Source organism: Pseudomonas sp. B21-040, from assembly GCF_024748695.1.
GTDB lineage: Bacteria > Pseudomonadota > Gammaproteobacteria > Pseudomonadales > Pseudomonadaceae > Aquipseudomonas.
In genome coordinates this window covers 6,127,033-6,151,578 of record NZ_CP087176.1, presented here as the reverse complement: position 1 = coordinate 6,151,578, position 24,546 = coordinate 6,127,033, and the positions used below count along the sequence as shown (strand labels likewise).

At 60.5% G+C, this 24,546-nt stretch carries 22 protein-coding genes; 13 read left to right on the top strand and 9 right to left on the bottom strand.

Features of this window, described 5'->3' with window-relative positions; genetic code table 11:
* Positions 1-168: 168 nt before the first annotated feature.
* Complete coding sequence (locus tag LOY55_RS28210; RefSeq protein WP_109785583.1) at positions 169-1,209, bottom strand: low specificity L-threonine aldolase; 1,041 nt, start codon at positions 1,207-1,209, stop codon at positions 169-171.
* Between the two features lie 133 nt (positions 1,210-1,342).
* Between LOY55_RS28210 and LOY55_RS28205 the strand changes: the two genes are divergently transcribed.
* The 8 genes from LOY55_RS28205 to fdhA all read left to right on the top strand — a co-directional run bounded on the left by LOY55_RS28205 (position 1,343) and on the right by fdhA (position 11,589).
* Positions 1,343-2,059, top strand: a complete 717-nt coding sequence (locus LOY55_RS28205) for a TraX family protein (RefSeq protein WP_223522877.1) — start codon at positions 1,343-1,345, stop codon at positions 2,057-2,059.
* A gap of 285 nt (positions 2,060-2,344) precedes the next feature.
* Complete coding sequence (gene glyA, locus LOY55_RS28200; RefSeq protein WP_046029886.1) at positions 2,345-3,598, top strand: serine hydroxymethyltransferase; 1,254 nt, start codon at positions 2,345-2,347, stop codon at positions 3,596-3,598.
* Between the two features lie 23 nt (positions 3,599-3,621).
* The gene (locus LOY55_RS28195; protein ID WP_007947735.1) at positions 3,622-4,872 is read left to right on the top strand and encodes a sarcosine oxidase subunit beta; all 1,251 of its coding nucleotides are present in this window, start codon (positions 3,622-3,624) and stop codon (positions 4,870-4,872) included.
* 156 nt (positions 4,873-5,028) lie between these two features.
* Entirely contained in the window at positions 5,029-5,358 is a 330-nt protein-coding gene (locus tag LOY55_RS28190) for a sarcosine oxidase subunit delta (RefSeq protein ID WP_007947734.1), read from the top strand.
* The gene (locus tag LOY55_RS28185; protein ID WP_223522875.1) at positions 5,355-8,372 is read left to right on the top strand and encodes a sarcosine oxidase subunit alpha; all 3,018 of its coding nucleotides are present in this window, start codon (positions 5,355-5,357) and stop codon (positions 8,370-8,372) included. The genes LOY55_RS28190 and LOY55_RS28185 overlap by 4 nt, the downstream gene beginning before the upstream one ends.
* Before the next feature lie 133 nt (positions 8,373-8,505).
* Positions 8,506-9,138, top strand: a complete 633-nt coding sequence (locus LOY55_RS28180) for a sarcosine oxidase subunit gamma (protein ID WP_046029889.1) — start codon at positions 8,506-8,508, stop codon at positions 9,136-9,138.
* A 185-nt stretch (positions 9,139-9,323) separates the two neighbouring features.
* Positions 9,324-10,181, top strand: a complete 858-nt coding sequence (purU, locus tag LOY55_RS28175; protein ID WP_077431146.1) for a formyltetrahydrofolate deformylase — start codon at positions 9,324-9,326, stop codon at positions 10,179-10,181.
* Positions 10,182-10,389: 208 nt separating this feature from the next.
* Complete coding sequence (gene fdhA, locus LOY55_RS28170; RefSeq protein ID WP_007947729.1) at positions 10,390-11,589, top strand: formaldehyde dehydrogenase, glutathione-independent; 1,200 nt, start codon at positions 10,390-10,392, stop codon at positions 11,587-11,589.
* Between the two features lie 142 nt (positions 11,590-11,731).
* Here fdhA and LOY55_RS28165 read toward each other — a convergent pair whose 3' ends face one another.
* The 3 genes from LOY55_RS28165 to LOY55_RS28155 are packed head-to-tail and all read right to left on the bottom strand — an operon-like array spanning position 11,732 to position 13,694.
* The gene (locus LOY55_RS28165) at positions 11,732-12,406 is read right to left on the bottom strand and encodes an anti-sigma factor domain-containing protein (RefSeq protein WP_046029892.1); all 675 of its coding nucleotides are present in this window, start codon (positions 12,404-12,406) and stop codon (positions 11,732-11,734) included.
* Positions 12,403-13,047 carry an RNA polymerase sigma factor gene (locus tag LOY55_RS28160; RefSeq protein ID WP_077431148.1) on the bottom strand — a complete coding sequence of 215 codons (645 nt, stop codon included), beginning with the start codon at positions 13,045-13,047 and terminating at the stop codon, positions 12,403-12,405. Before LOY55_RS28160 ends, LOY55_RS28165 begins: the two co-directional genes overlap by 4 nt.
* 56 nt (positions 13,048-13,103) lie before the next feature.
* Positions 13,104-13,694, bottom strand: a complete 591-nt coding sequence (locus LOY55_RS28155) for a fasciclin domain-containing protein (protein ID WP_223522873.1) — start codon at positions 13,692-13,694, stop codon at positions 13,104-13,106.
* Positions 13,695-13,909: 215 nt separating this feature from the next.
* Between LOY55_RS28155 and LOY55_RS28150 the strand changes: the two genes are divergently transcribed.
* Positions 13,910-14,470, top strand: a complete 561-nt coding sequence (locus LOY55_RS28150; RefSeq protein ID WP_046029896.1) for a DUF2780 domain-containing protein — start codon at positions 13,910-13,912, stop codon at positions 14,468-14,470.
* Position 14,471: 1 nt separating this feature from the next.
* Here the strand turns inward: LOY55_RS28150 and LOY55_RS28145 are convergent, their stop codons facing one another.
* Positions 14,472-15,359 (bottom strand): acyltransferase, encoded by an 888-nt coding sequence (locus LOY55_RS28145; protein ID WP_223522871.1) that lies wholly within the window; start codon positions 15,357-15,359, stop codon positions 14,472-14,474.
* A gap of 299 nt (positions 15,360-15,658) precedes the next feature.
* Here LOY55_RS28145 and LOY55_RS28140 point away from each other — a divergent pair, with 299 nt between their 5' ends.
* The 4 genes from LOY55_RS28140 to creD all read left to right on the top strand — a co-directional run bounded on the left by LOY55_RS28140 (position 15,659) and on the right by creD (position 19,799).
* Positions 15,659-16,162 carry an ATP-dependent zinc protease gene (locus LOY55_RS28140; RefSeq protein WP_046029899.1) on the top strand — a complete coding sequence of 168 codons (504 nt, stop codon included), beginning with the start codon at positions 15,659-15,661 and terminating at the stop codon, positions 16,160-16,162.
* A 74-nt stretch (positions 16,163-16,236) separates the two neighbouring features.
* Complete coding sequence (creB, locus tag LOY55_RS28135; RefSeq protein ID WP_223522869.1) at positions 16,237-16,917, top strand: two-component system response regulator CreB; 681 nt, start codon at positions 16,237-16,239, stop codon at positions 16,915-16,917.
* Positions 16,917-18,335, top strand: coding sequence for a two-component system sensor histidine kinase CreC (creC, locus tag LOY55_RS28130; protein WP_046029902.1), 1,419 nt, complete (start codon positions 16,917-16,919; stop codon positions 18,333-18,335). The genes creB and creC overlap by 1 nt, the downstream gene beginning before the upstream one ends.
* A gap of 93 nt (positions 18,336-18,428) precedes the next feature.
* Positions 18,429-19,799, top strand: a complete 1,371-nt coding sequence (creD, locus tag LOY55_RS28125; RefSeq protein ID WP_223522867.1) for a cell envelope integrity protein CreD — start codon at positions 18,429-18,431, stop codon at positions 19,797-19,799.
* A gap of 222 nt (positions 19,800-20,021) precedes the next feature.
* Here creD and LOY55_RS28120 read toward each other — a convergent pair whose 3' ends face one another.
* The 4 genes from LOY55_RS28120 to LOY55_RS28105 form a co-directional block, all read right to left on the bottom strand.
* Complete coding sequence (locus LOY55_RS28120) at positions 20,022-20,651, bottom strand: glutathione S-transferase family protein (protein ID WP_046030061.1); 630 nt, start codon at positions 20,649-20,651, stop codon at positions 20,022-20,024.
* 88 nt (positions 20,652-20,739) lie between these two features.
* The gene (locus tag LOY55_RS28115; protein WP_046029906.1) at positions 20,740-20,919 is read right to left on the bottom strand and encodes a hypothetical protein; all 180 of its coding nucleotides are present in this window, start codon (positions 20,917-20,919) and stop codon (positions 20,740-20,742) included.
* Positions 20,916-22,046 (bottom strand): PepSY domain-containing protein, encoded by a 1,131-nt coding sequence (locus LOY55_RS28110; protein WP_223522866.1) that lies wholly within the window; start codon positions 22,044-22,046, stop codon positions 20,916-20,918. Before LOY55_RS28110 ends, LOY55_RS28115 begins: the two co-directional genes overlap by 4 nt.
* 73 nt (positions 22,047-22,119) lie before the next feature.
* A complete protein-coding gene (locus LOY55_RS28105; protein ID WP_223522864.1) occupies positions 22,120-24,546 on the bottom strand; it encodes a TonB-dependent siderophore receptor in 2,427 nt (808 codons plus the stop codon).

Sequence of the window (24,546 nt, the reverse complement as noted above, 5' to 3'; positions counted from 1 at the left end):
CAGTGGGAAATTGCGTCACTGCGACACTGATCGTTCCCACGCTCCGCGTGGGAATGCAGCCCGTGACGCTCTGCGTCACAACGCAGGTGAAGCAGGAACGCGGAGCGTCCCAAGAGGCATTCCCACGCGGAGCGTGGGAACGATCATTGCGGCAGACTGGCATGGAGATCAGCGGGACATGACTTCGCGAATGTCGGCGGCCAGTTCACGGACGCGTTCTTCTTCGGTGTCCCACGAGCACATGAAGCGTGCGCCGCCGTTGCCGATGAAGGTGTAGAAGCGCCAGCCCTTGGCGGTCAAGGCAGCAATTGCAGGTTCAGACAGTTGCAGGAACACGCCATTGGCCTGTACCGGGAACATCAGTTCCACGCCAGGTATGTCGCTCACCAGTTCGGCCAGCAACTGCGCGCAGTGGTTGGCGTGGCGGGCGTATTTGAGCCAGGCGTCGTTTTCCAGGATCCCGACCCACGGTGCCGACAAAAAGCGCATTTTCGACGCCAGTTGCCCGGCCTGTTTGCAGCGGTAGTCGAAGTCTTCAGCCAGTTTTTCGTTGAAGAACAGAATCGCCTCACCGACCGCCATGCCGTTTTTGGTGCCGCCAAAGCACAGCACGTCAACGCCGGCCTTCCAGGTCAGGTCTGCCGGAGAGCAGCCAAGGAACGCGCAGGCGTTGGAGAAACGCGCACCGTCCATGTGCAGGTTCAGGCCCAGTTCCTTGCAGGTGGCGCTGATGGCGCGGATTTCTTCCGGGGTGTAGACGCTGCCGACTTCGGTGGCTTGGGTCAGGGTCACGACGCGCGGTTTCGGGTAGTGGATGTCCTGGCGCTTGAGGGCCACTTCGCGGATCGATTCCGGGGTCAGCTTGCCGTTTTCGGTGCGGGCGATGAGCAGCTTGGAACCGTTGGAGAAGAATTCCGGTGCGCCGCATTCGTCGGTTTCAACGTGGGCGGTTTCCGAGCAGATCACGCTGTGGTAACTCTGGCACAGCGACGACAGGGCCAACGAGTTGGCGGCGGTGCCGTTGAAGGCGAAGAATACTTCGCAGTCGGTTTCGAACAGTTTGCGGAAATCGTCGGACGCGCGAGCGGTCCATTCATCGTCGCCGTAAGCACGCTGGTGGCCGTGGTTGGCCTGTTCCATGGCCGCCCAGGCTTCAGGGCAGATACCGGAATAGTTGTCGCTGGCGAATTGTTGGCTCTTATCGGTCATGGCCCTGCTTTCCGTGGTCGAGGCGCTTATGGTGAAGCGTCTCGTGGTCAATGATGGTGCGCACTTTACCGAAGATCATCCGGGGAGCACACGCGATGCGTCTGACAGAAAAATACAAAGACGACGGGCAATTATGCACATGACTCAACGGGATGGGGCACTGGATCTGCTCAAGTGGCTGGCGCTGCTGAGCATGGTGATCGATCACCTGCGATATGTCGGTTACTCCGTCGATTTGCTGTATGTCCCGGGACGGCTGGCGTTTCCGTGGTTTTGTCTGGCGATGGCCGTGAACCTGTCGCGAACCGACGTGGCGACGACGCAAGGTCAATGGCGATATTTCGGCTGGTTGCTGCTGTTCAGTGCGATCAGCGAAATTCCTTACCGAATGTTCATTCCTGATCCCGACACCTTGAACGTGTTGCCCACGCTGGCCCTGGGCCTGTTGGTGGCGCGTGGCTGGCAGCACCAGACGCTGCAATCGCGACTGTTGGCCGCCGCTGCATTGCTGGTGGCGCTGCTGTTCTGGCAACGGTTGATGTTCGGCTTCTTCGGTGTGCTATTGCCGTTGGCGATGCTGCTGGTGATCCGGCGGCCCTGGTATTTTGCGCTGTTGCCGGGGCTGGTCTGCCTGGCGGCCAACGAATGGCACACGCTGTATTACGCCGCCCGGCTGGGCAACAGCGCGGCCATCCCCGGTATTGTTGCTTGTCTGATTGCGCCATGGTTGGGGCTGGTCCTGTTGCGACACGCAAAAGGCGTAAAACCACCGCCCATGCGCCGCTGGGCGTATGCGCTATATCCCGTGCATTTTTTCCTGCTGCTACTTGTCCGTCAGATCGCTGCCTGACTCCTGTGGGAGCGGGCTTGCCCGCGATGGCGAAGTCAGGTCCAGCAATGATGCCGACTGACACACTGCTATCGCGGGCAAGCCCGCTCCCACAGGGGATTCTTTCAAGTTTGAAGATTGTGTCCGGTCAGGCATTTCGGCTTATGTCGTAAACGCACCTTTGCGTGGCGTCCGTAGGCATTTGACCTGTCTGCGCCGGTCATACCATCGGCATCAAAGGGCACTGCCGTCATGCCAGTGCCTTACCGAGACGAATGGCGCACAGATGCCGCTGGGAGAGACGCGATGTTCAGCAAGCAAGACCAGATCCAGGGTTACGACGATGCACTGCTGGCGGCGATGAATGCCGAGGAGCAACGTCAGGAAGATCACATCGAGCTGATCGCGTCGGAGAACTACACCAGCAAGCGCGTCATGGAAGCGCAAGGCAGCGGCCTGACCAACAAATACGCCGAAGGTTATCCGGGCAAGCGCTACTACGGTGGCTGCGAGCACGTGGACAAGGTTGAAGCCCTGGCCATCGAGCGCGCCAAGCAGTTGTTCGGCGCTGATTACGCCAACGTGCAGCCGCACTCCGGTTCCTCGGCCAACAGCGCCGTGTACCTGGCCTTGATTCAGGCTGGCGACACCATTCTGGGCATGAGCCTGGCCCATGGCGGTCACCTGACCCACGGCGCCAAAGTGTCGTCCTCGGGCAAGCTGTACAACGCCGTGCAGTACGGCATCGACACCAAAACCGGTCTGATTGACTACGACGAAGTCGAGCGTCTGGCCGTCGAGTGCAAGCCGAAGATGATCGTTGCCGGCTTCTCGGCCTACTCCAAGACCCTCGACTTCCCACGCTTCCGTCAGATCGCCGACAAGGTCGGTGCACTGCTGTTCGTCGACATGGCCCACGTCGCTGGTCTGGTCGCCGCCGGTCTGTACCCGAACCCGCTGCCGTACGCCGACGTGGTCACCACCACTACCCACAAGACCCTGCGCGGTCCACGTGGCGGCCTGATCCTGGCCAAGGCCAACGAAGAAATCGAGAAAAAGCTCAACGCCGCAGTATTCCCGGGTGCCCAGGGCGGCCCGCTGATGCACGTCATCGCCGGTAAAGCGGTGTGCTTCAAAGAAGCGCTGGAACCAGGCTTCAAGGTTTACCAGCAACAAGTGATCGACAACGCCCAGGCCATGGCCGGCGTGTTTATCAAACGCGGCTACGATGTAGTGTCCGGCGGCACCGATAACCACCTGTTCCTGGTCAGCCTGATCCGTCAGGGCCTCACCGGCAAAGAGGCGGACGCAGCACTCGGTCGCGCCCACATCACCGTCAACAAGAACGCTGTCCCGAACGATCCACAGTCGCCGTTCGTGACCTCCGGCCTGCGTATCGGCACCCCGGCGGTGACCACGCGCGGTTTCAAGGTGACCCAGTGCGTCACGCTGGCCGGCTGGATCTGCGACATCCTCGACAACCTCGGCGATGCCGATGTCGAGGCCAATGTTGCCCAGCAAGTGTCGGCACTGTGCGCGGACTTCCCGGTTTATCGCTGAGCGCGGTTTTGGAGTAAATGACTATGCAACGCTACTCGGGCTTCGGCCTCTTCAAACACTCCCTCAGCCATCACGAAAACTGGCAGAAAATGTGGCGCACGCCGACCCCTAAAAAGGTCTATGACGTGGTCATCGTCGGCGGCGGCGGGCATGGTCTGGCGACCGCCTACTACCTGGCCAAGGAACACGGCATCACCAACGTGGCCGTGGTCGAAAAGGGCTGGCTGGGTGGCGGTAACACCGCGCGCAACACCACCATCGTTCGCTCCAACTACCTGTGGGACGAGTCGGCGCACCTGTACGAACACGCAATGAAACTGTGGGAAGGCCTGTCCCAGGACCTGAACTACAACGTGATGTTCTCCCAGCGTGGCGTTTACAACCTGTGCCACACCCTGCAAGACATCCGTGATTCCGAGCGTCGCGTCAGCGCCAACCGCCTCAACGGCGTGGACGGTGAACTGCTCGATGCCAAACAAGTGGCCGACGAGATTCCGTACCTCGACTGCTCGAAAAACACCCGCTACCCGGTGATGGGCGCGACCGTCCAGCGTCGCGGTGGCGTGGCCCGTCACGATGCCGTGGCGTGGGGCTTTGCCCGTGCCGCCGACGCCTTGGGCGTGGACCTGATCCAGCAGACCGAAGTGATCGGTTTCCGCAAGGAAAACGGTGTGTGCATCGGCGTTGAAACCAACAAGGGTTTCATCGGCGCCAAGCGCGTCGGTGTGGTCACCGCCGGTAACTCCGGGCACATGGCCAAACTCGCCGGTTTCCGTCTGCCGATCGAATCCCACCCGCTGCAAGCGCTGGTGTCCGAGCCGATCAAGCCGATTATCGACAGCGTGATCATGTCCAACGCCGTGCACGGTTACATCAGCCAGTCCGACAAGGGCGACCTGGTGATCGGCGCCGGTATCGACGGCTACAACGGCTACGGCCAGCGCGGTTCGTACCCGGTGATCGAACACACGATCCAGGCCATCGTCGAGATGTTCCCGGTCTTGTCCCGCGTACGCATGAACCGTCAGTGGGGCGGCATCGTCGACACCACGCCGGATGCCTGCCCGATCATTTCGAAAACCCCGGTACCGAACATGTTCTTCAACTGCGGTTGGGGCACCGGCGGCTTCAAAGCGACACCTGGCTCGGGCAACGTGTTTGCCGCAAGCCTGGCCAAGGGTGAAATGCACCCATTGGCCGCACCTTTCTCCATCGACCGTTTCCACAACGGTGCGTTGATCGATGAACACGGCGCTGCTGCGGTTGCCCACTAACAAAGGCCCCATGAAAACTACTGCGCTCGGCAATACGGCGTTAAAAACAGGCTCGAAATGCTCACTTAGTAAACTAAGCTCCGCTTTCTCGCCTGTTTTTGCCTTGTCTTGCCTTCGCTCGCTACGTTTTCACGGCGCTTGATAGGAGAAATCCCCATGTTGCATATCTTCTGTCCTCACTGCGGCGAGTTGCGCTCCGAAGAGGAATTTCATGCATCCGGCCAGGCGCACATCCCGCGTCCACTGGACCCGACCACCTGCACCGACGAGGAGTGGGGCGACTACATGTTCTTCCGCGATAACCCTCGCGGTCTGCACCACGAACTGTGGGATCACGTTGCCGGTTGCCGTCAGTACTTCAACGTCACCCGCGACACCGTGACCTACGAGATTCTGGAAACCTACAAGATCGGCACGAAGCCGCAGTTCACCGACAAGACTGAAAGTCCGAAAGCGGCCGCGCAGGCTCTGGGAGCGAAGGTATGAGCCAGATCAATCGCCTGTCCAACGGTGGACGGATCGACCGCAACAAAGTCCTGAGCTTCACCTTCAACGGCCAGAGCTACAAAGGCTTTGAAGGCGACTCGCTGGCCGCTGCACTGCTGGCCAACGGAGTCGACATCATCGGTCGCAGCTTCAAGTATTCCCGTCCGCGCGGCATCTTCGCTGCGGGCGCTGAAGAGCCGAACGCCGTGCTGCAGATCGGTGCGACCGAAGCCACGCAGATTCCGAACGTACGCGCCACGCAACAAGCGCTGTACCAAGGTTTGGTCGCCACCAGCACCAACGGCTGGCCAAGCGTGAACAACGACATGATGGGGATTCTCGGCAAGGTCGGCGGCAAGCTGATGCCGCCGGGCTTCTACTACAAAACCTTCATGTACCCGCAATCGTTCTGGATGACCTACGAGAAGTACATTCGCAAGGCCGCCGGTCTTGGCCGTTCGCCGACCGAGAATGATCCGGACACCTACGACTACATGAACCAGCACTGCGACGTGCTGATCGTCGGCGGTGGCCCTGCTGGCCTGGCCGCTGCACTCGCTGCTGCACGCAGCGGTGCCCGTGTGATCCTCGCCGATGAACAGGAAGAGTTCGGCGGCAGCCTGCTCGATTCCCGTGAAAGCCTCGACGGCAAGCCTGCTGCCGAATGGATCGCCAGCGTCATCGCCGAGCTCAAGGACACCCCGGACGTGCTGCTGTTGCCGCGCGCCACGGTCAACGGTTACCACGACCATAACTTCCTGACCATTCACGAGCGCCTGACCGATCACCTCGGCGATCGCGCACCGATTGGCCAGGTCCGCCAGCGCATCCACCGTGTTCGCGCCAAGCGTGTCGTTCTCGCGACCGGCGCTCACGAACGTCCACTGGTTTACGGCAACAACGACGTGCCGGGCAACATGCTCGCCGGCGCTGTGTCGACCTACGTACGTCGCTACGGCGTGGCACCGGGCAAAAAACTGGTGCTGTCGACCAACAACGATCACGCCTACCGCGTTGCTCTGGATTGGCTCGACGCCAGCCTGCAAGTGGTGGCCATCGCCGACGCCCGCAGCAACCCGCGTGGCGCACTGGTGGAAGAAGCCCGCGCCAAAGGCATTCGCATCCTCACCGGCAGCGCCGTGATCGAAGCCCGTGGCAGCAAGCACGTGACCGCTGCTCGCGTGGCGGCGATTGATGTGAAAGCTCACGCCGTGACCAGCCCTGGCGAGTGGCTCGATTGCGACATCGTTGCCAGCTCCGGCGGTTACAGCCCGGTGGTTCACCTGGCTTCGCACCTGGGTGGCAAACCGATCTGGCGTGAAGACATTCTCGGTTTCGTACCGGGCGAAGCACCGCAAAAACGCGTGTGCGTCGGTGGCATCAACGGCGTCTACGGCCTTGGCGATTCCCTGGCCGACGGTTTTGAAGGGGGCGCTCGCGCCGCTGCCGAAGCCGGGTTCCAAATGGTCGAAGGCGTACTGCCAAAAGCCCTGAGCCGTCTGGAGGAGCCAACCCTCGCGCTGTTCCAGGTACCCCACGAAAAAGCTACCGCACGGGCACCGAAGCAATTCGTCGACCTGCAAAACGACGTCACCGCTGCCGCCATCGAACTGGCGACCCGCGAAGGTTTCGAGTCGGTTGAACACGTCAAGCGCTACACCGCACTGGGCTTCGGTACGGACCAGGGCAAGCTCGGCAACGTCAACGGCCTGGCCATCGCCGCCCGTTCGCTGAACGTGACCATCCCGCAGATGGGCACCACCATGTTCCGCCCGAACTACACGCCGGTGACTTTTGGCGCCGTGGCCGGTCGTCACTGTGGGCACATCTTCGAGCCGGTCCGTCACACCGCGCTGCATCACTGGCACGTGAAAAACGGCGCTGAATTTGAAGATGTCGGTCAGTGGAAACGCCCTTGGTACTTCCCGAAAAACGGTGAAGACATTCACGCCGCCGTGAAACGCGAATGCAAAGCCGTGCGCGACAGCGTCGGCCTGCTGGACGCCTCGACCCTGGGCAAAATCGACATTCAGGGCCCGGATTGCCGTGAGTTCCTCAACCGCATCTACACCAACGCCTGGACCAAGCTCGATGTGGGCAAGGCGCGTTACGGCCTGATGTGCAAAGAGGACGGCATGGTCTTCGACGACGGCGTAACCGCTTGTCTCGCCGACAACCATTTCGTGATGACCACCACCACCGGCGGCGCTGCACGCGTGCTGCAATGGCTGGAAATCTACCACCAGACCGAATGGCCGGAGCTGAAGGTGTACTTCACTTCCGTGACGGATCACTGGGCAACCATGACCCTGTCCGGGCCGAACAGCCGCAAGCTGCTCAGCGACGTCACCGACATCGACCTGAGCAACGAAGCGTTCCCGTTCATGACCTGGAAAGAAGGTCTGGTCGGCGGCGTGCCTGCGCGGGTGTTCCGGATTTCGTTTACCGGTGAGCTGTCCTACGAAGTCAACGTACAAGCCGACTACGCCATGGGCGTGCTCGAGAAAATCGTCGAGACCGGCAAGCAATACAACCTGACGCCCTACGGCACCGAGACCATGCACATCCTGCGGGCCGAGAAGGGCTTCATCATCGTCGGTCAGGACACTGACGGCTCGATGACCCCGGACGACTTGAACATGGGCTGGTGTGTCGGTCGCACCAAACCGTTCTCGTGGATTGGCCAGCGTGGCATGAACCGCGAAGACTGCGTGCGTGATCAACGCAAACAACTGGTGGGCCTGAAGCCGATCGATCCAGCCAAATGGCTGCCGGAAGGTGCGCAACTGGTGTTCAACACCAAGCAGGCGATCCCGATGACCATGGTCGGTCACGTCACCTCCAGCTACTTGCACAACTCCCTCGGCTATTCGTTTGCCATGGGCGTGGTGAAGGGCGGCTTGAAGCGCATCGGTGAGCGAGTGTTCGCACCGCTGGCCGATGGCAGCGTGATCGAGGCGGAAATCGTTTCTTCGGTGTTCTTCGATCCAAAGGGTGATCGCCAGAATATTTGATGCTGATCGTTCCCACGCTCTGCGTGGGAATGCATCCCGGGACGCTCCGCGTCCCTTTAACAGCCGAACGCGGAGCGTCCGTAGAGGCATTCCCACGCAGAGCGTGGGAACGATCATTCAGGAAAGGTGCTTTATGACCGCAGCCAATGTTTACCAACAACGCCCGACCACTGGGGCCAAGGCCGAGTCGTCGCTGCATCACGCAGGCCTGCAAAGCCTGGTGGGCAAGGGCCGCAAGAACGCCGGCGTGACCGTGCGTGAGAAAAAACTCCTCGGCCATCTGACTATTCGTGGTGATGGTCATGACGCCGCGTTTGCCGCTGGCGTACACAAGGCGCTGGGCATCGAACTGCCGGGCGCACTGAGCGTCATCATCAAAGGCGAAACCAGCCTGCAATGGATGGGGCCGGATGAGTGGCTGCTGATCGTCCCGACCGGTGAAGAATTCGCCGCCGAGAAAAAATTGCGTGAAGCGCTGGGTGACCTGCACATCGCAATCACCAACGTCAGCGGCGGCCAGCAGATTCTTGAACTGAGCGGCCCGAACGTACGTCAGGTGCTGATGAAATCCACCAGCTACGACGTGCACCCCAACAGCTTCCCGGTGGGCAAGGCTGTCGGCACCGTGTTCGCCAAGTCGCAACTGGTAATCCGTCATACCGCCGAAGACACCTGGGAACTGCTGATCCGTCGCAGTTTCTCGGATTACTGGTGGTTGTGGTTGCAGGATGCGGCGGCCGAATACGGGCTTAGTGTTCAGGCCTGAAGAACTCTGAACTCCCTGTAGCAGCTGCCGCAGGCTGCGTTCGGCGACGAAGTCGTCGTGAAACTTGCGGCAGTATTTTTTCAGACGGATCCGGGATTCAGGGTTTACGACGACTTCGTCGCCGAACGCAGCCTTCGGCAGCTGCTACACGGGCCAGGTTGCCCACAAAAAGGAGTCACCGCACTATGAGCCGCGCCCCAGACACATGGATTCTGACCGCCGACTGCCCAAGCATGCTCGGCACCGTGGACGCGGTGACCCGCTTTCTGTTCGAGCAGGGCTGCTACGTCACCGAACACCATTCCTTTGATGACCGGCTCTCGGGCCGTTTTTTCATTCGTGTGGAGTTTCGCCAGCCCGACGGCTTCGATGAACAGTCGTTTCGCGCAGGTCTTGTCGAGCGCGGTGACGCCTTCGGCATGCTCTTCGAGCTGATACCGCCGCACCATCGACCGAAAGTGGTGATCATGGTCTCCAAGGCCGATCACTGCCTCAACGATTTGCTCTATCGCCAACGCATTGGCCAGTTGTCGATGGACGTGGTCGCCGTGGTCTCCAATCACCCGGACCTCAAGCCGCTGGCCGACTGGCACCAGATTCCGTACCACCACTTCCCGCTGGACCCGAACGACAAGCCGTCACAGGAGCGTCAGGTCTGGCAGGTGATCGAAGAGTCCGGCGCCGAACTGGTGATTCTCGCCCGCTACATGCAGGTGTTGTCCCCGGAGCTGTGCCGCAAGCTCGATGGCAAGGCGATCAACATTCATCACTCCCTGCTGCCCGGTTTCAAAGGCGCCAAGCCTTATCACCAGGCCTACAACAAGGGCGTGAAACTGGTCGGCGCGACGGCGCATTACATCAACAACGACCTGGACGAAGGGCCGATCATTGCCCAGGGCGTGGAGGCTGTTGATCACAGTCATTACCCGGAAGATCTGATCGCCAAGGGGCGGGATATCGAAGGGCTGACGTTGGCGCGGGCCGTCGGGTATCACATTGAAAGACGCGTGTTTCTCAACGCCAATCGTACGGTCGTTCTCTAGATCGCCTTCGCGAGCAAGCCCGCTCCCACATTGGATTTGTGTCGTTTACAAATTCTGTTTACACCCACGATCAAGTGTGGGAGCGGGCTTGCTCGCGAAGAGGCCATAACAAACAACACAAGACACACAGGCAATAACCCGAGCAATCAACGCGCCGCCGACCCATGGCGACGCGACCGCTACATAAAAACAACAGCGAGGTGAAAGCATGTCTGGCAATCGTGGTGTGGTGTATCTCGGCAATGGCAAAGTCGAAATACAGAAAATCGACTATCCAAAAATGCAGGACCCGCGCGGCAGGAAGATTAATCACGCTGTCATCCTGCGTGTGGTGTCCACCAACATCTGTGGTTCCGACCAGCACATGGTGCGCGGCCGTACCACCGCTCAGACCGGTTTGGTGCTGGGCCACGAAATCACTGGCGAAGTCATCGAGAAGGGCAGCGACGTCGAGAACCTGCAAATCGGCGACCTGGTTTCCGTACCGTTCAACGTGGCTTGCGGGCGCTGCCGTTCCTGCAAGGAAATGCACACCGGTGTCTGCCTCAGCGTTAACCCGGCCCGTCCGGGCGGTGCTTATGGTTATGTCGACATGGGCGACTGGACCGGCGGCCAGGCCGAATACGCGATGGTGCCGTATGCCGACTTCAACCTGCTGAAACTCCCGGATCGCGATCGCGCGATGGAAAAAATCCGCGACCTGACTTGCCTCTCAGACATCCTGCCGACCGGTTACCACGGCGCCGTGACGGCCGGTGTCGGCCCAGGCAGCACCGTGTACATCGCCGGTGCCGGCCCGGTCGGCCTGGCCGCGGCGGCTTCTGCTCGCCTGCTGGGTGCTGCGGTGGTAATCATCGGTGACGTCAACACCGTTCGCCTGGCGCATGCCAAGGCTCAAGGTTTTGAAATCGCCGACCTGTCCCTGGACACCCCGCTGCACGAACAAATCGCTGCATTGCTGGGCGAACCGGAAGTGGATTGCGCCGTCGACGCCGTCGGCTTCGAAGCCCGCGGTCATGGCCATGACGGTGTGAAACACGAGGCTCCGGCGACCGTGCTCAACTCGTTGATGGGCGTCGTGCGTGTTGCTGGCAAGATCGGTATTCCGGGCCTGTACGTGACGGAAGATCCGGGCGCTGTCGATGCCGCCGCAAAAATGGGCAGCCTGAGCATCCGCTTCGGTCTGGGCTGGGCCAAATCCCACAGCTTCCACACTGGCCAGACGCCGGTGATGAAGTACAACCGCCAACTGATGCAGGCGATCATGTGGGACCGTATCCACATTGCCGATATCGTCGGTGTTGAAGTCATCAGCCTGGACGACGCGCCACGTGGTTATGGCGAGTTCGATGCGGGCGTGCCGAAGAAATTTGTGATCGATCCGCACAAACTGTTCAGCGCGGCGTAAGCCTCCACGCAAAACAAAACGGCGACCTTCGGGTCGCCGTTTTTTATGGCTGAGATGATCGTTCCCACGCTCTGCGTGGTAACGCCTCCTGTGACGCTCTGCGTCCCGGGCTGCATTCCCACGCGGAGCGTGGGAACGATCATTAAAGGGCCGCCAACGCTCCTTGATATAGAACGGGTCCCGTTGGTTGCCCCGTCGGCGAACCACCCTTCGGCTCAAGACTGACCGCCAACGCAATCGGTTTGCCAATCAGCGCCTTCTGCACGTCGCTCAGTTCAACCTTGCCTTTACCGCCCGCCGGAATTACCCCAAGGGAAATCGGCTTGCCATCCGCTGGAATCGCCCACAGCTCCAGACTTCGCCCCGGATCAACCGCTGCCAGCGTCAGCGGCTCAACGTTCAAATAATCCTCATGCGCTTCAACCTTCAGCGCAGGCTGCGCGTCGGCAGTCAGCAGCGTGGCGCTGTAACGCGCACTGTCGCGGTTATAAATCACACCCAACGTCACGGCGATCACCAGCGAGCAAACCGCCGCCGTCACTCGTAACCAGCTCCAGAACTGACGTTTTTCCGGCATGTGCAGCACTTGCGGCTCAATCCGCGCCGTAATTCCCTGCCACACCCGATCTGGCACCGGCTGCTCGGGCAGCGCTTCGGTCAAACTGGCCAGGCTTTCCTGCCACTGCGCTAATTCCGCACGAAGCGCCGCGTCTTCCAGCAACAGCTGTTCGAAACGCCGACGAGCGGCAGAGGGCATCAAGCCAATGGCGTAATCGGCGGCGAGGGCGCGGCGCAGGGTCGGGGTTTGATAGTTCATGATTCAAGGCACCTGCGCAGTCGCTCCATACCGCGGCGGATCCAGGATTTCACCGAGCCCAACGGCGCGGCCAGGTGTTCGGCGAGCTCAGAGCAGGACAACCCCTGAAAGTAAGCCACGGTGATCGATTGACGCTGCATGCCGTCGAGGCTTTCCAGGCAGCGGTTCAAGGCGTTGGCCTCACGGGCACTGCTGAGTTGTTCGTGGGCCGATGGGCTTTCATCCACCAGCGCCTGTTCTTCAAGGTCACTCAACGGCCGGTCGCGGTGTTTGCGCAACTGATCGATCGCCTGATGACGGGTGATGTTGATCATCCAGGTCAGCGGTGCCGACAGATGCGCCTCGTAGCGCGAGGCGTTGTTCCAGATGCGCACAAAGCTTTCCTGCAGCACTTCTTCAGCTAGATCCGGCCGCCCCATGAAACGCAGCGCTACGCCATGCAGGCGTGGGCCGACGCTGCGGTAAAGCGTCTCGAAAGCGCGGCGGTCACCCAGTGAACACTGGGCCAACAACTGCCTGAGCTGATCGGCGTCGGCGGTGGAAATAGCAGTTCTCCAGACAGTCGAGGGTGCGGTGGTGGGCTGCGTGCGGGGCCGGTTGCAGGCAGAGGTTAGTTCACTGCGTGCGGTTGTTCCATTCACGGCCGGACACCTCGAAAAGACCCGCCGACCCCGATGGACGGGGTCGGCGGTATGGCTCAGCTTTTCGGCATCAGCACTTTGTCGATGACCTGAATCACGCCGTTGGACTGGTATACGTCGTAGGTGGTGATGTCGGCGACGTCACCTTTTTCATCCTTGATGGTGATGTTGTGCGGGCCGTTCATCGTCGCCCAGAGCTTGCCGCCGGCAACGGTGGTGAGCTCGGTCTTGCCGCCGCCGGCCTTGATCTTCTCGGCCAGAGTCTTCATGTCGAGCGTGCCGGCGACCACGTGGTAAGTCAGAAGTTTGCTCAGCGCTGCTTTGTTTTCAGATTTGAGCAACGTGTCGACCGTCCCGGCGGGCAGCGCGGTGAAGGCCGAGTTGACCGGGGCGAACACGGTAAACGGACCTTTGCCTTTGAGGGTCTCCACTAAGCCTGCGGCTTTCACGGCGGCGACCAGGGTGGTGTGGTCGGCGGAGTTCACCGCGTTATCGATGATGTCCTTGCTCTGCATCATGCTTTGGCCGCCGACGATAACAGAGTGGCTCGTGTCTGCCGCTTGCACGGTGTTCAGGACGAGTCCGCCACCAAGGGCCAGGGTCAGCAGGCTGGCAATCAACGGCGTTTTGATCGATGTGTGTTTCATGGTGATGATCCTCGTGAAGGGAATCGGCCAGGATTGTCTGTCCGTGCTTGATATACGCGGGCGGGGCCAGACTGGATGCAGCGCCGGTGCATTCTTTTTCGACTGTTCGTCAGGGGATCGCCAAGGCTTGGAACAATCCCCTGGGATGCCAGTCCAAACCACAGTTTTTCGCCACCCATTGCCGGGTGGTTTTCATGGCACATGAGGATGTCTGGATGAAGATTTCACGCGGTTTTGCACTGGCTTCGCTGATGTGTCTGGCGGCCAGTCCGGTCTTTGCTCAGTTCAGCCTGTTCGATGCGGCCAATGCCCTCTCCGGCACGCAGGCCGATGACGCCGCCGCGTCCGCGCCGACTGCGACGACCGCGCAGACGGCCGGTCTGCTGAGTGCCCTCAGCCAGTTAAACGTGACGCCAGAACAAGCCATTGGCGGTGCCGGGGCGATGCTCGGTCTGGCGAAGAATCAATTGAGTTCGACCGACTACTCGGAGTTGTCCAAAAGCGTGCCCGGAATCGACTTACTGTCCGGTGGCGGTGAACTGGGTGTCCTCAGCGGCTTGCTTGGCTCGTCCGGTCAAGCGGCAGGTCTGGGCAACGTCTTGGGCAACGTGAATAACACCAACGACCTGAACAGTGCCTTCAGCGCGTTGGGCATGGACACTGGCATGATCGGCCTGTTTGCCCCCGTGCTTCTGCAATTTTTTGGTCAGCAGGGCGTCGGCGGGTCGCTGCTGACAAACCTGGGCGGGATCTGGGGCGCAGGCACCGGTACCTGATTCAACGGCGTTCGGCGCGCAAGGCGTCGATGCGCTGGTCCTTTTCGATCCAGAGCTGGTTGACCCAGTTCTGGATTTTTTCGCGAAACAGCGGATCGTTTTCGTAATCACCCTGCCACAACGCCGGGTCGAGTTCGCGGGTCTTGATGTCGATGATGACCCTCGGCACGCCGCCACTGATCAAATCCCAGAACCCCGGAATCGTCGGTTGCGGGTACACCACCGTTACATCGAGGATGGCGTCCAGCTGTTCACCCATTGCTGCCAGCACAAACGCCACCCCGCCGGCCTTGGGCCGCAGCAGGTGAGTGAAGGGTGATGGCTGCTGAACACTTTTTGCTGCGGTATAGCGAGTGCCTTCCAGGTAATTGACCACTGTCACCGGCTGACGCTTGTACAACTCGCATGCCGCTTTGGTGATCTCCAGATCCTTGCCGGCCAGTTCCGGATGCTTGGCCAGGAAGGCCTTGGTGTAGCGCTTCATGAACGGATAATCCAGCGCCCACCACGCCAACCCCAGGAACGGCACCCAGATCAGCTCTTTCTTGAGGAAGAATTTGAAGAACGGCGTGCGGCGATTCAGTGTCTGGATCAATGCCGGGATATCGACCCAGGATTGATGATTGCTGATCACCAGGTAAGAGGTGTCGATGCGCAGGTCATTGCCGCCCCGAATGTCCCATTGCGTGGGGATGCACAGGCGAAAGATCAGCTTGTCGATTTCGGCCCAGGTTTCGGCAATCCACATCACCACCCAGGAGGCGTAATCGCGAAAGCGCCCGGACAGGACCAGTTTGAGCAGGGCAAACACCATCATCGGTCCGATCAGGACCAAGGTGTTGAGCAACAGCAGCAGGGTAACGAAACAGCCGGTGAGCAGGCGGCGCATAAGTAACTCTTGGAATCCTTTGGGCGCGCCATGATAAGCAGCTTCGGGCGACAGGCCAAATCAGCGGTGACGAATGTTTCACGATTGGCCCGATATGCTTGAGCGAAATTGGATCTGCCAAGCTGTTGTGCTGATTGATCCGGCCCCATCGCGAGCAAGCTCGGCTCCCACAAGGTTTCGTTGCGTACCCCCAATCCACTGTAGGAGCCGAGCTTGCTCGCGATGCGATCTCAGGAACGAACGAATTGCTCGCTGACGGTCTAAAATGCCGCTGCCCACTCCTCAAGGAAGCCCATTACGTGAAATCCCTTCTTGCACTGCTTTCCCTTGTGGCCCTGCCAGTCCTGGCCGCCGAGCCGACCCTGTACGGGCGTTACGAATACATCGCGCTGCCGGAAATCGGTGGCGAGGTGCTCAAGGCCAAGATGGACACCGGTGCCCTGACCGCGTCGCTGTCGGCCCGGGACATCGAAACCTTTACCCGTGATGGGGAAGAATGGGTGCGTTTCCGCCTCGCCACCAAGGATGCGAGCAACAAGGTCTACGAACACAAGGTCGCGCGGATCAGCAAAATCAAGACGCGCTCCGAGGAAGAGGACGACACTGACGTGGTCGAGCCCTCCAAGCGCCCGGTGGTCGATCTGGAACTGTGCCTGGGCAACGTCAAGCGCACCGTGGAGGTCAACCTGACTGACCGCAGCAGCTTCAACTACCCTTTGTTGATCGGCGCCAAAGCCTTGCGTGAGTTCGGCGCGGCGGTGAACCCGGCACGCCGTTTTACCGCCGACAAACCCGACTGCTGATTTCAGTTGGTCCGATTGACGTGACGTGAGCCTTGGGGCACCGTTCGCCCACTTCTTTGCCGGGCCAGGACGCCATGCCTCATATCTTGATTGTCGAAGACGAAGCGGCGATTGCCGACACCCTGATTTTCGCGTTGCAGGGTGAGGGCTTCACCACGACCTGGCTGAACCTTGGCGCGGCAGCGCTGGACCATCAGCGCGCCACGCCGGCCGATTTGATCATTCTCGACATCGGTTTGCCGGACATCAGCGGCTTTGAGACCTGCAAGCAATTGCGCCGTTTCAGCGATGTGCCGGTGATTTTTCTCAGTGCCCGCGATGCCGAAATCGATCGTGTGGTAGGTCTGGAAATCGGTGCCGACGATTACGTGGTTAAACCGTTCAGCCCACGGGAAGTGGCCGCTCGGGTCCGGGCGATTCTAAAACGCATGGCCCCAAGAGCGGTGGCCGAGGTCCCATCGGCGCTGTTCCGCATCGACAGCGAACGGGTGCAAATCAATTACCGTGGCCAAGCGCTGAGCCTGACCCGCCACGAATTCCGCTTGCTGCAATGCCTGCTGGAACAACCCGAGCGGGTGTTCAGCCGCGAGCAATTGCTGGATGCACTGGGCATCGCCGCCGATGCCGGTTACGAGCGCAGTATCGACAGCCACATCAAGAGCGTGCGCGCCAAATTGCGTCTGGTGCGGGCGGACGCCGAGCCGATCCAGACCCATCGCGGCCTCGGCTACAGCTACAGCCCGGGGCACAGCTGATGCCGCTGGGAATCCGGATTTTCCTGGTCTACGTGCTGTTCATCGGCCTGACCGGTTATTTCGTGCTCAACACCGTGATGGAGGAAATCCGCCCCGGTGTGCGCCAGTCCACCGAAGAAACCCTGGTCGACACCGCCAACCTGATGGCCGAAATCCTGCGCGATGACTTCAAGGCCGGCACCCTCAACCAGAATCGCTGGCCGCAGCTGCTCAAGGCGTACGGCGAGCGGCAGCCGAAGGCGAGCATCTGGGGCTTGCCGAAAAATCAGGTCAACCATCGCATCTACGTCACCGATGCCAAGGGCATTGTGGTGCTGGACTCCAGCGGCATGGCGGTGGGGCAGGATTACTCACGCTGGAACGATGTCTACCTGACCCTGCGCGGCGAGTACGGCGCACGCTCCACGCGCAGTGATCCGAACGATGCAACCTCCTCGGTGATGCACGTCGGCGCGCCGATCCGCGACAACGGCCAGATCATCGGCGTAGTCACCGTGGCCAAGCCCAACAGTTCGTTGCAGCCTTATGTCGATCGTACCGAGCGACGATTGCTGGCCTATGGCGCCGGGCTGATCGGTCTCGGCCTGGTGTTTGGTGCGTTGTTGTCGTGGTGGTTGAGCGCAGCGTTGCGACGGTTGACGGCTTATGCACAAGCGGTGAGTGAAGGCCGACGGGTCGAGGTTCCACACTATCGCGGCGGTGAACTGGAGCAACTGGCGACAGCGGTGGAACAGATGCGCACGCAGCTCGAAGGCAAAGCCTATGTCGAGCGTTATGTGCACACCCTGACTCATGAGTTGAAGAGCCCGTTGGCGGCGATTCGCGGTGCGGCGGAATTGCTGCAAGGTGAAATGCCATTGGCCCAGCAGCAGCGGTTCGTCAGCAATATCGACAGTGAAAGTGTGCGGATGCAGCAGTTGATTGAACGGCTGTTGAACCTGGCTCAGGTCGAGCAGCGTCAGGGGCTGGAAGAGCGTGTAGAGGTGTCGCTGGCCGGGTTGGTGGATGAATTGTTGAAGGCCCAGGCGGCGCGGATCGAAGGCAAGCAGTTGCGGGTGGAGCAACGGATTCCGGCTGGTCTTGCTTTGACAGGCGAGCCGTTTTTGTTGCGCCAGGCATTGGCCAATTTGCTGGAGAACGCACTGGATTTCACCCCGGCCAAGGGGCTGCTGCGATTCAGTGCCGAGCCGGTTGGAGAGCAGATCGAGTTCAAACTGTTCAACCAGGCCGAGGCGATTCCCGACTATGCGTTGCCGAGGTTGAGCGAGCGGTTCTACTCATTGCCGCGCCCGGACAGCGGGCGCAAGAGCACCGGGCTCGGTCTCAATTTTGTCGAAGAAGTGGTCAAGTTGCATGGCGGGACATTGAGCATCGGCAATGTCGACGGTGGGGTTGAAGTGACGTTGCGCATGGCTTAGGGCCGACCCAGTCTCCACATAATCTCCACATTCCCCTCATAAATCCCCCACACAGCCATCCCAGACTCTCCCCATCCAAACAGGGAGAGTCCCATGAACCGAAGCCTGACCCTAAAACTGGGGGCGATTGCCCTTCTGATTCTGTTGTTACTGATCCCGCTCTTGATGATCAACGGCGTGATCCAGGACCGCCAGCAACTGCGCGACGGTGTGCTCGAAGACATCGCCCGCAGTTCCAGCACCAGCCAACAACTGAGCGGGCCGTTGATGGTGGTGCCCTATCGCAAAGTGGTGCGCACCTGGAAGCTCAACCAGAAAACCAACCAACGCTATCAGGAGGTCGGCCTGGAGCGCGGCCGCCTGTATTTCCTCCCGGAGCGTTTCGAGCTTGATGGCCAGATTCAGACTGAACTGCGCTTGCGGGGTATTTACGAGGCGCGCCTGTTCCATGCGGACAACCACATCAGCGGGCATTTTTCGATTCCGGCGCAATTGGGCATCAAGGAAGACTTTGCTGATTACCAGTTCGACCAGCCGTTTTTGGCGGTGGGTATCAGCGACATTCGCGGCATCGAAAACGCCTTGAAACTGGACCTGAACGGCCAGCCTCTGGACTTCGTACCGGGCAGCCAGGTGGGCTGGCTGGGGGAAGGTGTGCACGTGACGCTGCCGGCGCTGGACGCAAAACAAGCCACTGAGCTGGCCTTCGGATTCGACCTGCGTTTGCAGGGCACTGGTCAGTTACAGGTCCTTCCGGTCGGGAAAACCAGCCAGGTGTCTTTGACTGCCAACTGGCCCCATCCAAGTTTTATCGGCAATTTTCTGCCGGCCCAGCGTGAGGTGAACGATCAAGGTTTCACCGCCAACTGGCAGACCTCGTTCTTCTCCACCAACTTGCAGGAAGCGCTGAACAGTTGCGTGTCAGGCGGTGGTTGCGAGGCGTACAACGGGCGCAGCTTCGGCGTGAGTTTCATCGACCCGGTGGATCAGTACCTCAAGAGTGATCGTGCGATCAAATATGCCTTGCTGTTCATCGTGCTGACGTTCGCCGGTTTCTTCCTGTTCGAAGTGTTGAAAAGCCTGGCGGTGCACCCGGTGCAATATGCATTGGTCGGCGTGGCATTGGCCTTCTTCTACCTGTTGCTGCTGTCGCTGTCGGAGCACATCGGTTTTGCGCTGGCGTATCTGTTGTCGTCCGCCTGTTGTGTGTTGTTGATCGGGTTCTATGTTTGCCATGTGCTGCGCAGCGTGCGCCATGGCTTGAGTTTTTCGGCGGGGTTGGCGGCGTTGTACGGCGTGCTCTATGTATTGTTGAGTGCCGAGGACTATGCGCTGCTGATGGGCTCGTTGTTGCTGTTCGGGTTGCTGGGCGTGTTCATGGTGCTGACCCGCAAGCTGGACTGGTACGGGATCGGTCAGAAGACGGCCAAGCCACTGGAGTTTGACTTGGGGGCGGTGCAATGAGCCGGTCGATCGGGTTACGGGAGGATCAGCGGGAAGGGGCGGTGTTGGCGACGCTGATTTTTGAGCTGTTTCCATTAGATCAGGTGTGGTGCCATCGTCGGAACGCCGCCCGGAGCCGGCTCACTCCTACAGGGGATCTTCAGGGAGCAAAGATCAAACTGTAGGAGCGACGGTGCGACGATTCGACCTGCTCGCGATGAGGCCGGAACAGTCAGCGAAGATCTAAACCTTGGGCATCGTCGCGATCATCGAAGGCCGCTGGCTCACTTCGAAATACCACGCCGCCAATTGCGGGTTCGCCTCGCGCCATTCCAGGTCCGGATGGCGCAAGTCGATGTAGCCCAGCGCACAGGCAACGCTGATCGCCGCGACGTCGAAATGGCAGGTCAGCTCGGCAATCGCGTCTTTTTCCAGCAGCGCCAATGCGCGACGAATCTTGTCGCGCTGGGCATCCAGCCACTCGTCCCAGTGTTTCTCCGGGGCGCGCAGGACCAGTTCATAACGCACCATCACCGAGGCGTCCATGATCCCGTCGGCCAGAGAGGCCAGGGTCAGGCGCCGCCAGCGAGCCGAACCTTCGCGCGGGATCAGCGGGTTGCCGACGTGTTGGTGATCGAGGTAATCGAGGATCACCCGGCTGTCATGGATGATGTTGCCGTCGGCCAGGCGCAGGGCCGGGATTTTGCCCAGCGGGTTGTCTTCGTTGAGCGTCAGGTCCGGGTTGACGGGCGTGAGCACGCAATCTTGCAGTGCCACGCGACCGGTCTGACCGGTTTCGTGCAGCAGCACCATGACTTTACGAACGAAGGGCGATAAAGCGTTGTGGTACAGGGTCATGCTGGGGGCGGACATGGCAACGTCTCGGTCTGGGTCAGTGTCGGCCAGCATAGCGCGTTGTTGCGCTAGCTCAAGATGGGAGCGGATTCGCTCCCATAAAAGCTCAGCGGCGTTGCAACAGGCCGCGCAGCGCGAGAAAAGCGGGAACGCCCAGGCCAAGCCAGCTCAAGGCGTCCCACACGCCATCGCCCAGCAACGCGGCGAACAGCCCGGCCGCGCTGAGCAGGGCGATGACCGTCGGCGTGCCGAAGACTTTCCAGAAGTTTGATTGCCTGGGCTTCATGCGTTCACCTGCTCGCGTTCGAGAGCGGGTTTTACCGCTTTGCGCCGCACCACCCACAGGTAAACCCCGCTGCCGAGCACGATGATGGTCAGCACATCGAGGGTCGCCCAGAGGATCTTCATCGGCATGCCGCCGTAATCGCCGAAATGCAGGGGTTGTGACATGCCCATGGCGTCCATGTACCACGGCCGTTCCGCCACGGCGGTGACTTGCAGGGTGGTCGCGTCGATCAGCACCGGTGTCAGCAGGTGCGACGTCAGGTGCGTGCTGCCTTTCATGAACACCGCGTAATGGTGTTCGCTGGAAAACCGCGTGCCGGGGAAGGCGATGAAGTCTGGCGCCATGCCCGGGGCAACTTCCTCGGCAATGTCGAGCAGGCGAGTCGCCGGCGCGAGGTGCGTCAGCGGTGGAGCGTCGCGGTACGGCGCGACCATCGCGTTGAGGCTGTCGTTGCGCCAGGCGGCAATCAGCAGGTCGGCACAGGCGCTGATAACGCCCGTCACACCGACGACCAACGCCCAGGTCAGCGTGACCACGCCGATCAAATTGTGCAGATCAAGCCAGCGCAGACGAGTGGATTTGTCCTGGCGCACGGTGGCGAACGTCAAGCGACGCATGAACGGCAAATAGAGCACCGTTCCGGAGATGATGGCGACCACAAACATCAGGCCCATGAACGCCAGCAGCAACTTGCCCGGCAGGCCGGCAAACATGTCCACGTGCAGGCGCAGCATCACCATCATGAAGCCGCCGTTGGCCGATGGCGTCTCCAGGGCTTCACCCGTGCGGGCGTCGAGCAGGAAGGTGTGCGACGAGTTCGGCTCGGTGCCCGCGGTGGCTGCCATGATGGTCAGCACGGCGTTGGGTTCATCGTCCTCGAAACCGAAATACTGCAACACCTCGCCGGGGCGATGTTTTTCGGCGGCATGAACCAACTGCTGCAGATTCAGGTGCGGGGTGTCCGCCGGCATTTCTTTCAGCTCAGGGGCATCGCCCAGCAAGTGGTCGATCTCGTGGTGGAAGATCAACGGCAAGCCGGTCAGCGCGAGCATCAGCAGGAAGACTGTGCAGATCAGGCTGGTCCAGGTGTGGACAGCCGACCAGCGACGAATTGTTTTACTTTTCATTTCCAGACCTCCAGAAATACCAAAGCCGTCCTGAAGAGGACGGCCTGGCCGTGGGGCATGTCAGGTCAGACGATTACCACTTGTAAGTTGCACTGGCGACGACGCTGCGCTGGTCGCCGTAGTAGCAGTAGAAGCTGTCGCACGTGGAGATGTAGTCCTTGTTGAACAGGTTGGTGGCGTTCAGTTGCAGGGACGCGCCTTTGAGGGTGTTGTCCAGGCGGCCGAGGTCGTAATGAACCGCCGCATCGAACACGGTGTAGGCGTCAGCCTTGCCCAGTTCGGTGTTGGCCTGGTCGCCGTAGGTGTTGCCGGTGTAGCGAACACCGCCACCCACGCCGAAACCGTCCAGCACGCCGTTGTGCCAGGTGTAATCAGTCCACAGCGACGCCTGTTGGTTAGGCATCAGTTGCAGGCGATTGCCCTTGAAGTCGCCATCTTGAACTTCGGATTTGGCCAGGGTGTACGCGGCGATCAACTTGAGGTTTTCGGTCACGTCGGAAACCGCTTCCAGCTCCAGGCCTTTGACTTTGACTTCACCGGTCTGGCTGGTGATCGGCGTACCGGCAACCGTGGTGGTGACCGAGACGTTTTTCTGGGTCAGGTCATAGATCGCCGCGGTCAACAGCGTGTTGCTGCCCGGTGGTTGGTACTTGATGCCCAGTTCCCACTGTTTGCCTTCGGTGGGTTTGAACGATTCGGTGGACGAGGCCGCAGCACCAGTCGTTGGCTGGAAGGATTCGGCGTACGACAGGTAGGGCACGAAGCCCGAGTCGAACACATAGCTGATCGCTGCGTTGCCGCTGAAGTTCTTGTCGCGCTCGGTGTTGGTGGCGTCGCCCTTGTTGAAGAACTTGGTGCCCGTGTGGACCCAGTCCTCACGTCCGCCGAGGGTCAGGCGCCATTGGTCGAGGGCCATTTGATCCTGCACGTACACGCCGGTCTGGTAGGTCTTCTGATCGTAATCGTAGAACGCGGTGGAGCGGTCCGGACGCTGGATCGGCAGGCCATGGATCGGGTTGTTGACGTTGATCGGCGGCGCGCTGCCGAAGATCGAGAGGTAGTTGGTGTTGCTGCGCTGGTGATCGAGGCCCAGCAGTACGGTGTGACGCACGTCGCCGGTGGCGAAGTCGGCCTGGAAGTTGTTATCCACGGCGAACTGGCTGATGTCTTCGTCGACACTGGTGGTGGTGCGACCCACATTGCCAGCGTCATCAACCTGGGTGAACGGATACGAGCCAACGGTGACGGCCTGGAACGACAGATCCGTCTTGGTGTAACGCAGGTTCTGCCTGAATTGCCAGACGTCGTTCAAGCGATGCTCGAACGCATAACCCAGCGCGTAGTAGGTGCGGTCGTAAAATTCCCAGTCAGGATCGCCGAGGTTCTTGTGATGGGAAATGTCGCCGAACGGCATGTCGATTTTAGTGCCTTGCACCGGCAGGAACTGGCTGGTGATGCCGGTATCGTCGCGGGTGAACTGGGTCAGCAAGGTGAACCGGGTGTCGTCGTTGATGTTCCAGGTCAGGCTCGGCGCAATGTTGTAGCGCTTGTTCTCGACGTCGTCGATCTGCGTATCGCTGTCGCGCACCACACCACTGAGGCTGTAGAGAAACTCGCCTTCGTCATCGATCTTGCCGGTGCTGGCAAAGTTGATCTGGCGCTGGTTGTAGTTGCCGTACTGCAACTGGATTTCGTGGCTGTCTTCAGCGGTGGGGCGGCGGCTGACCATGTCCAGCAGGCCACCCGGTGGGGTCTGGCCATACACCGAGGAAGCCGGGCCGCGCAGCAAGGCCAGGCGATCGAGGTTCCAGGTTTCCTGTTTCGGGGTGGCGTACGTGCCTTTAGGCAGTGGCAGGCCATCGAGGAATTGGGTCGGTTCAAAACCACGAACGCGCAGCCAGTCGGCACGGGTGTCGCTGCCGTAGCTGCTGGCGGTGATGCCGGGCAGGTAGCGCACGGCGTCATCGAGATTCTGCACATTGCGATCGTCCATCTGCTCGCGGGTGACGACCGAAATCGAGCGCGGTGCTTCGAGCAGCGAGGTGTCGGTTTTGGTGCCGGCGGCGGTGCGAGTCGCCAGGTAGCCGTCTACCGGGCCCCAGGCGCTTTCGGTGTTTTGCGTGCCGATGACGGCAGTTTCCGGCAAAGCCAATGTGCCCTCGGGCGTGGCGACCAGGCTGTAGGTGCCGGCGCTGCTTTGTTCCAGTTGCAGGCCGGTGCCGCGCAAGGCTTCACGCAAGGCAGCGGGAGCGTCGAACTGGCCCTTCACCGGTGCCGAGGTCTTGCCTGCCGCCAGCGATGGGTTCAACGACAGCGCCAGACCGGCCTGACTGGCGATCTGATTCAGGGTGCTGGCCAATGGCGCGGCCGGCAGGTTGTAGGCGCGAACGCTGGAGGCCTGTTCAGCGGCGATCAGCTGGGAGCTGGCCAAAGGGCTGCAAAGGGCTATGGCGACGGCCAGCAAGCTGGGGCGCAACAGGGTGTCTAGCAAACGGGACAT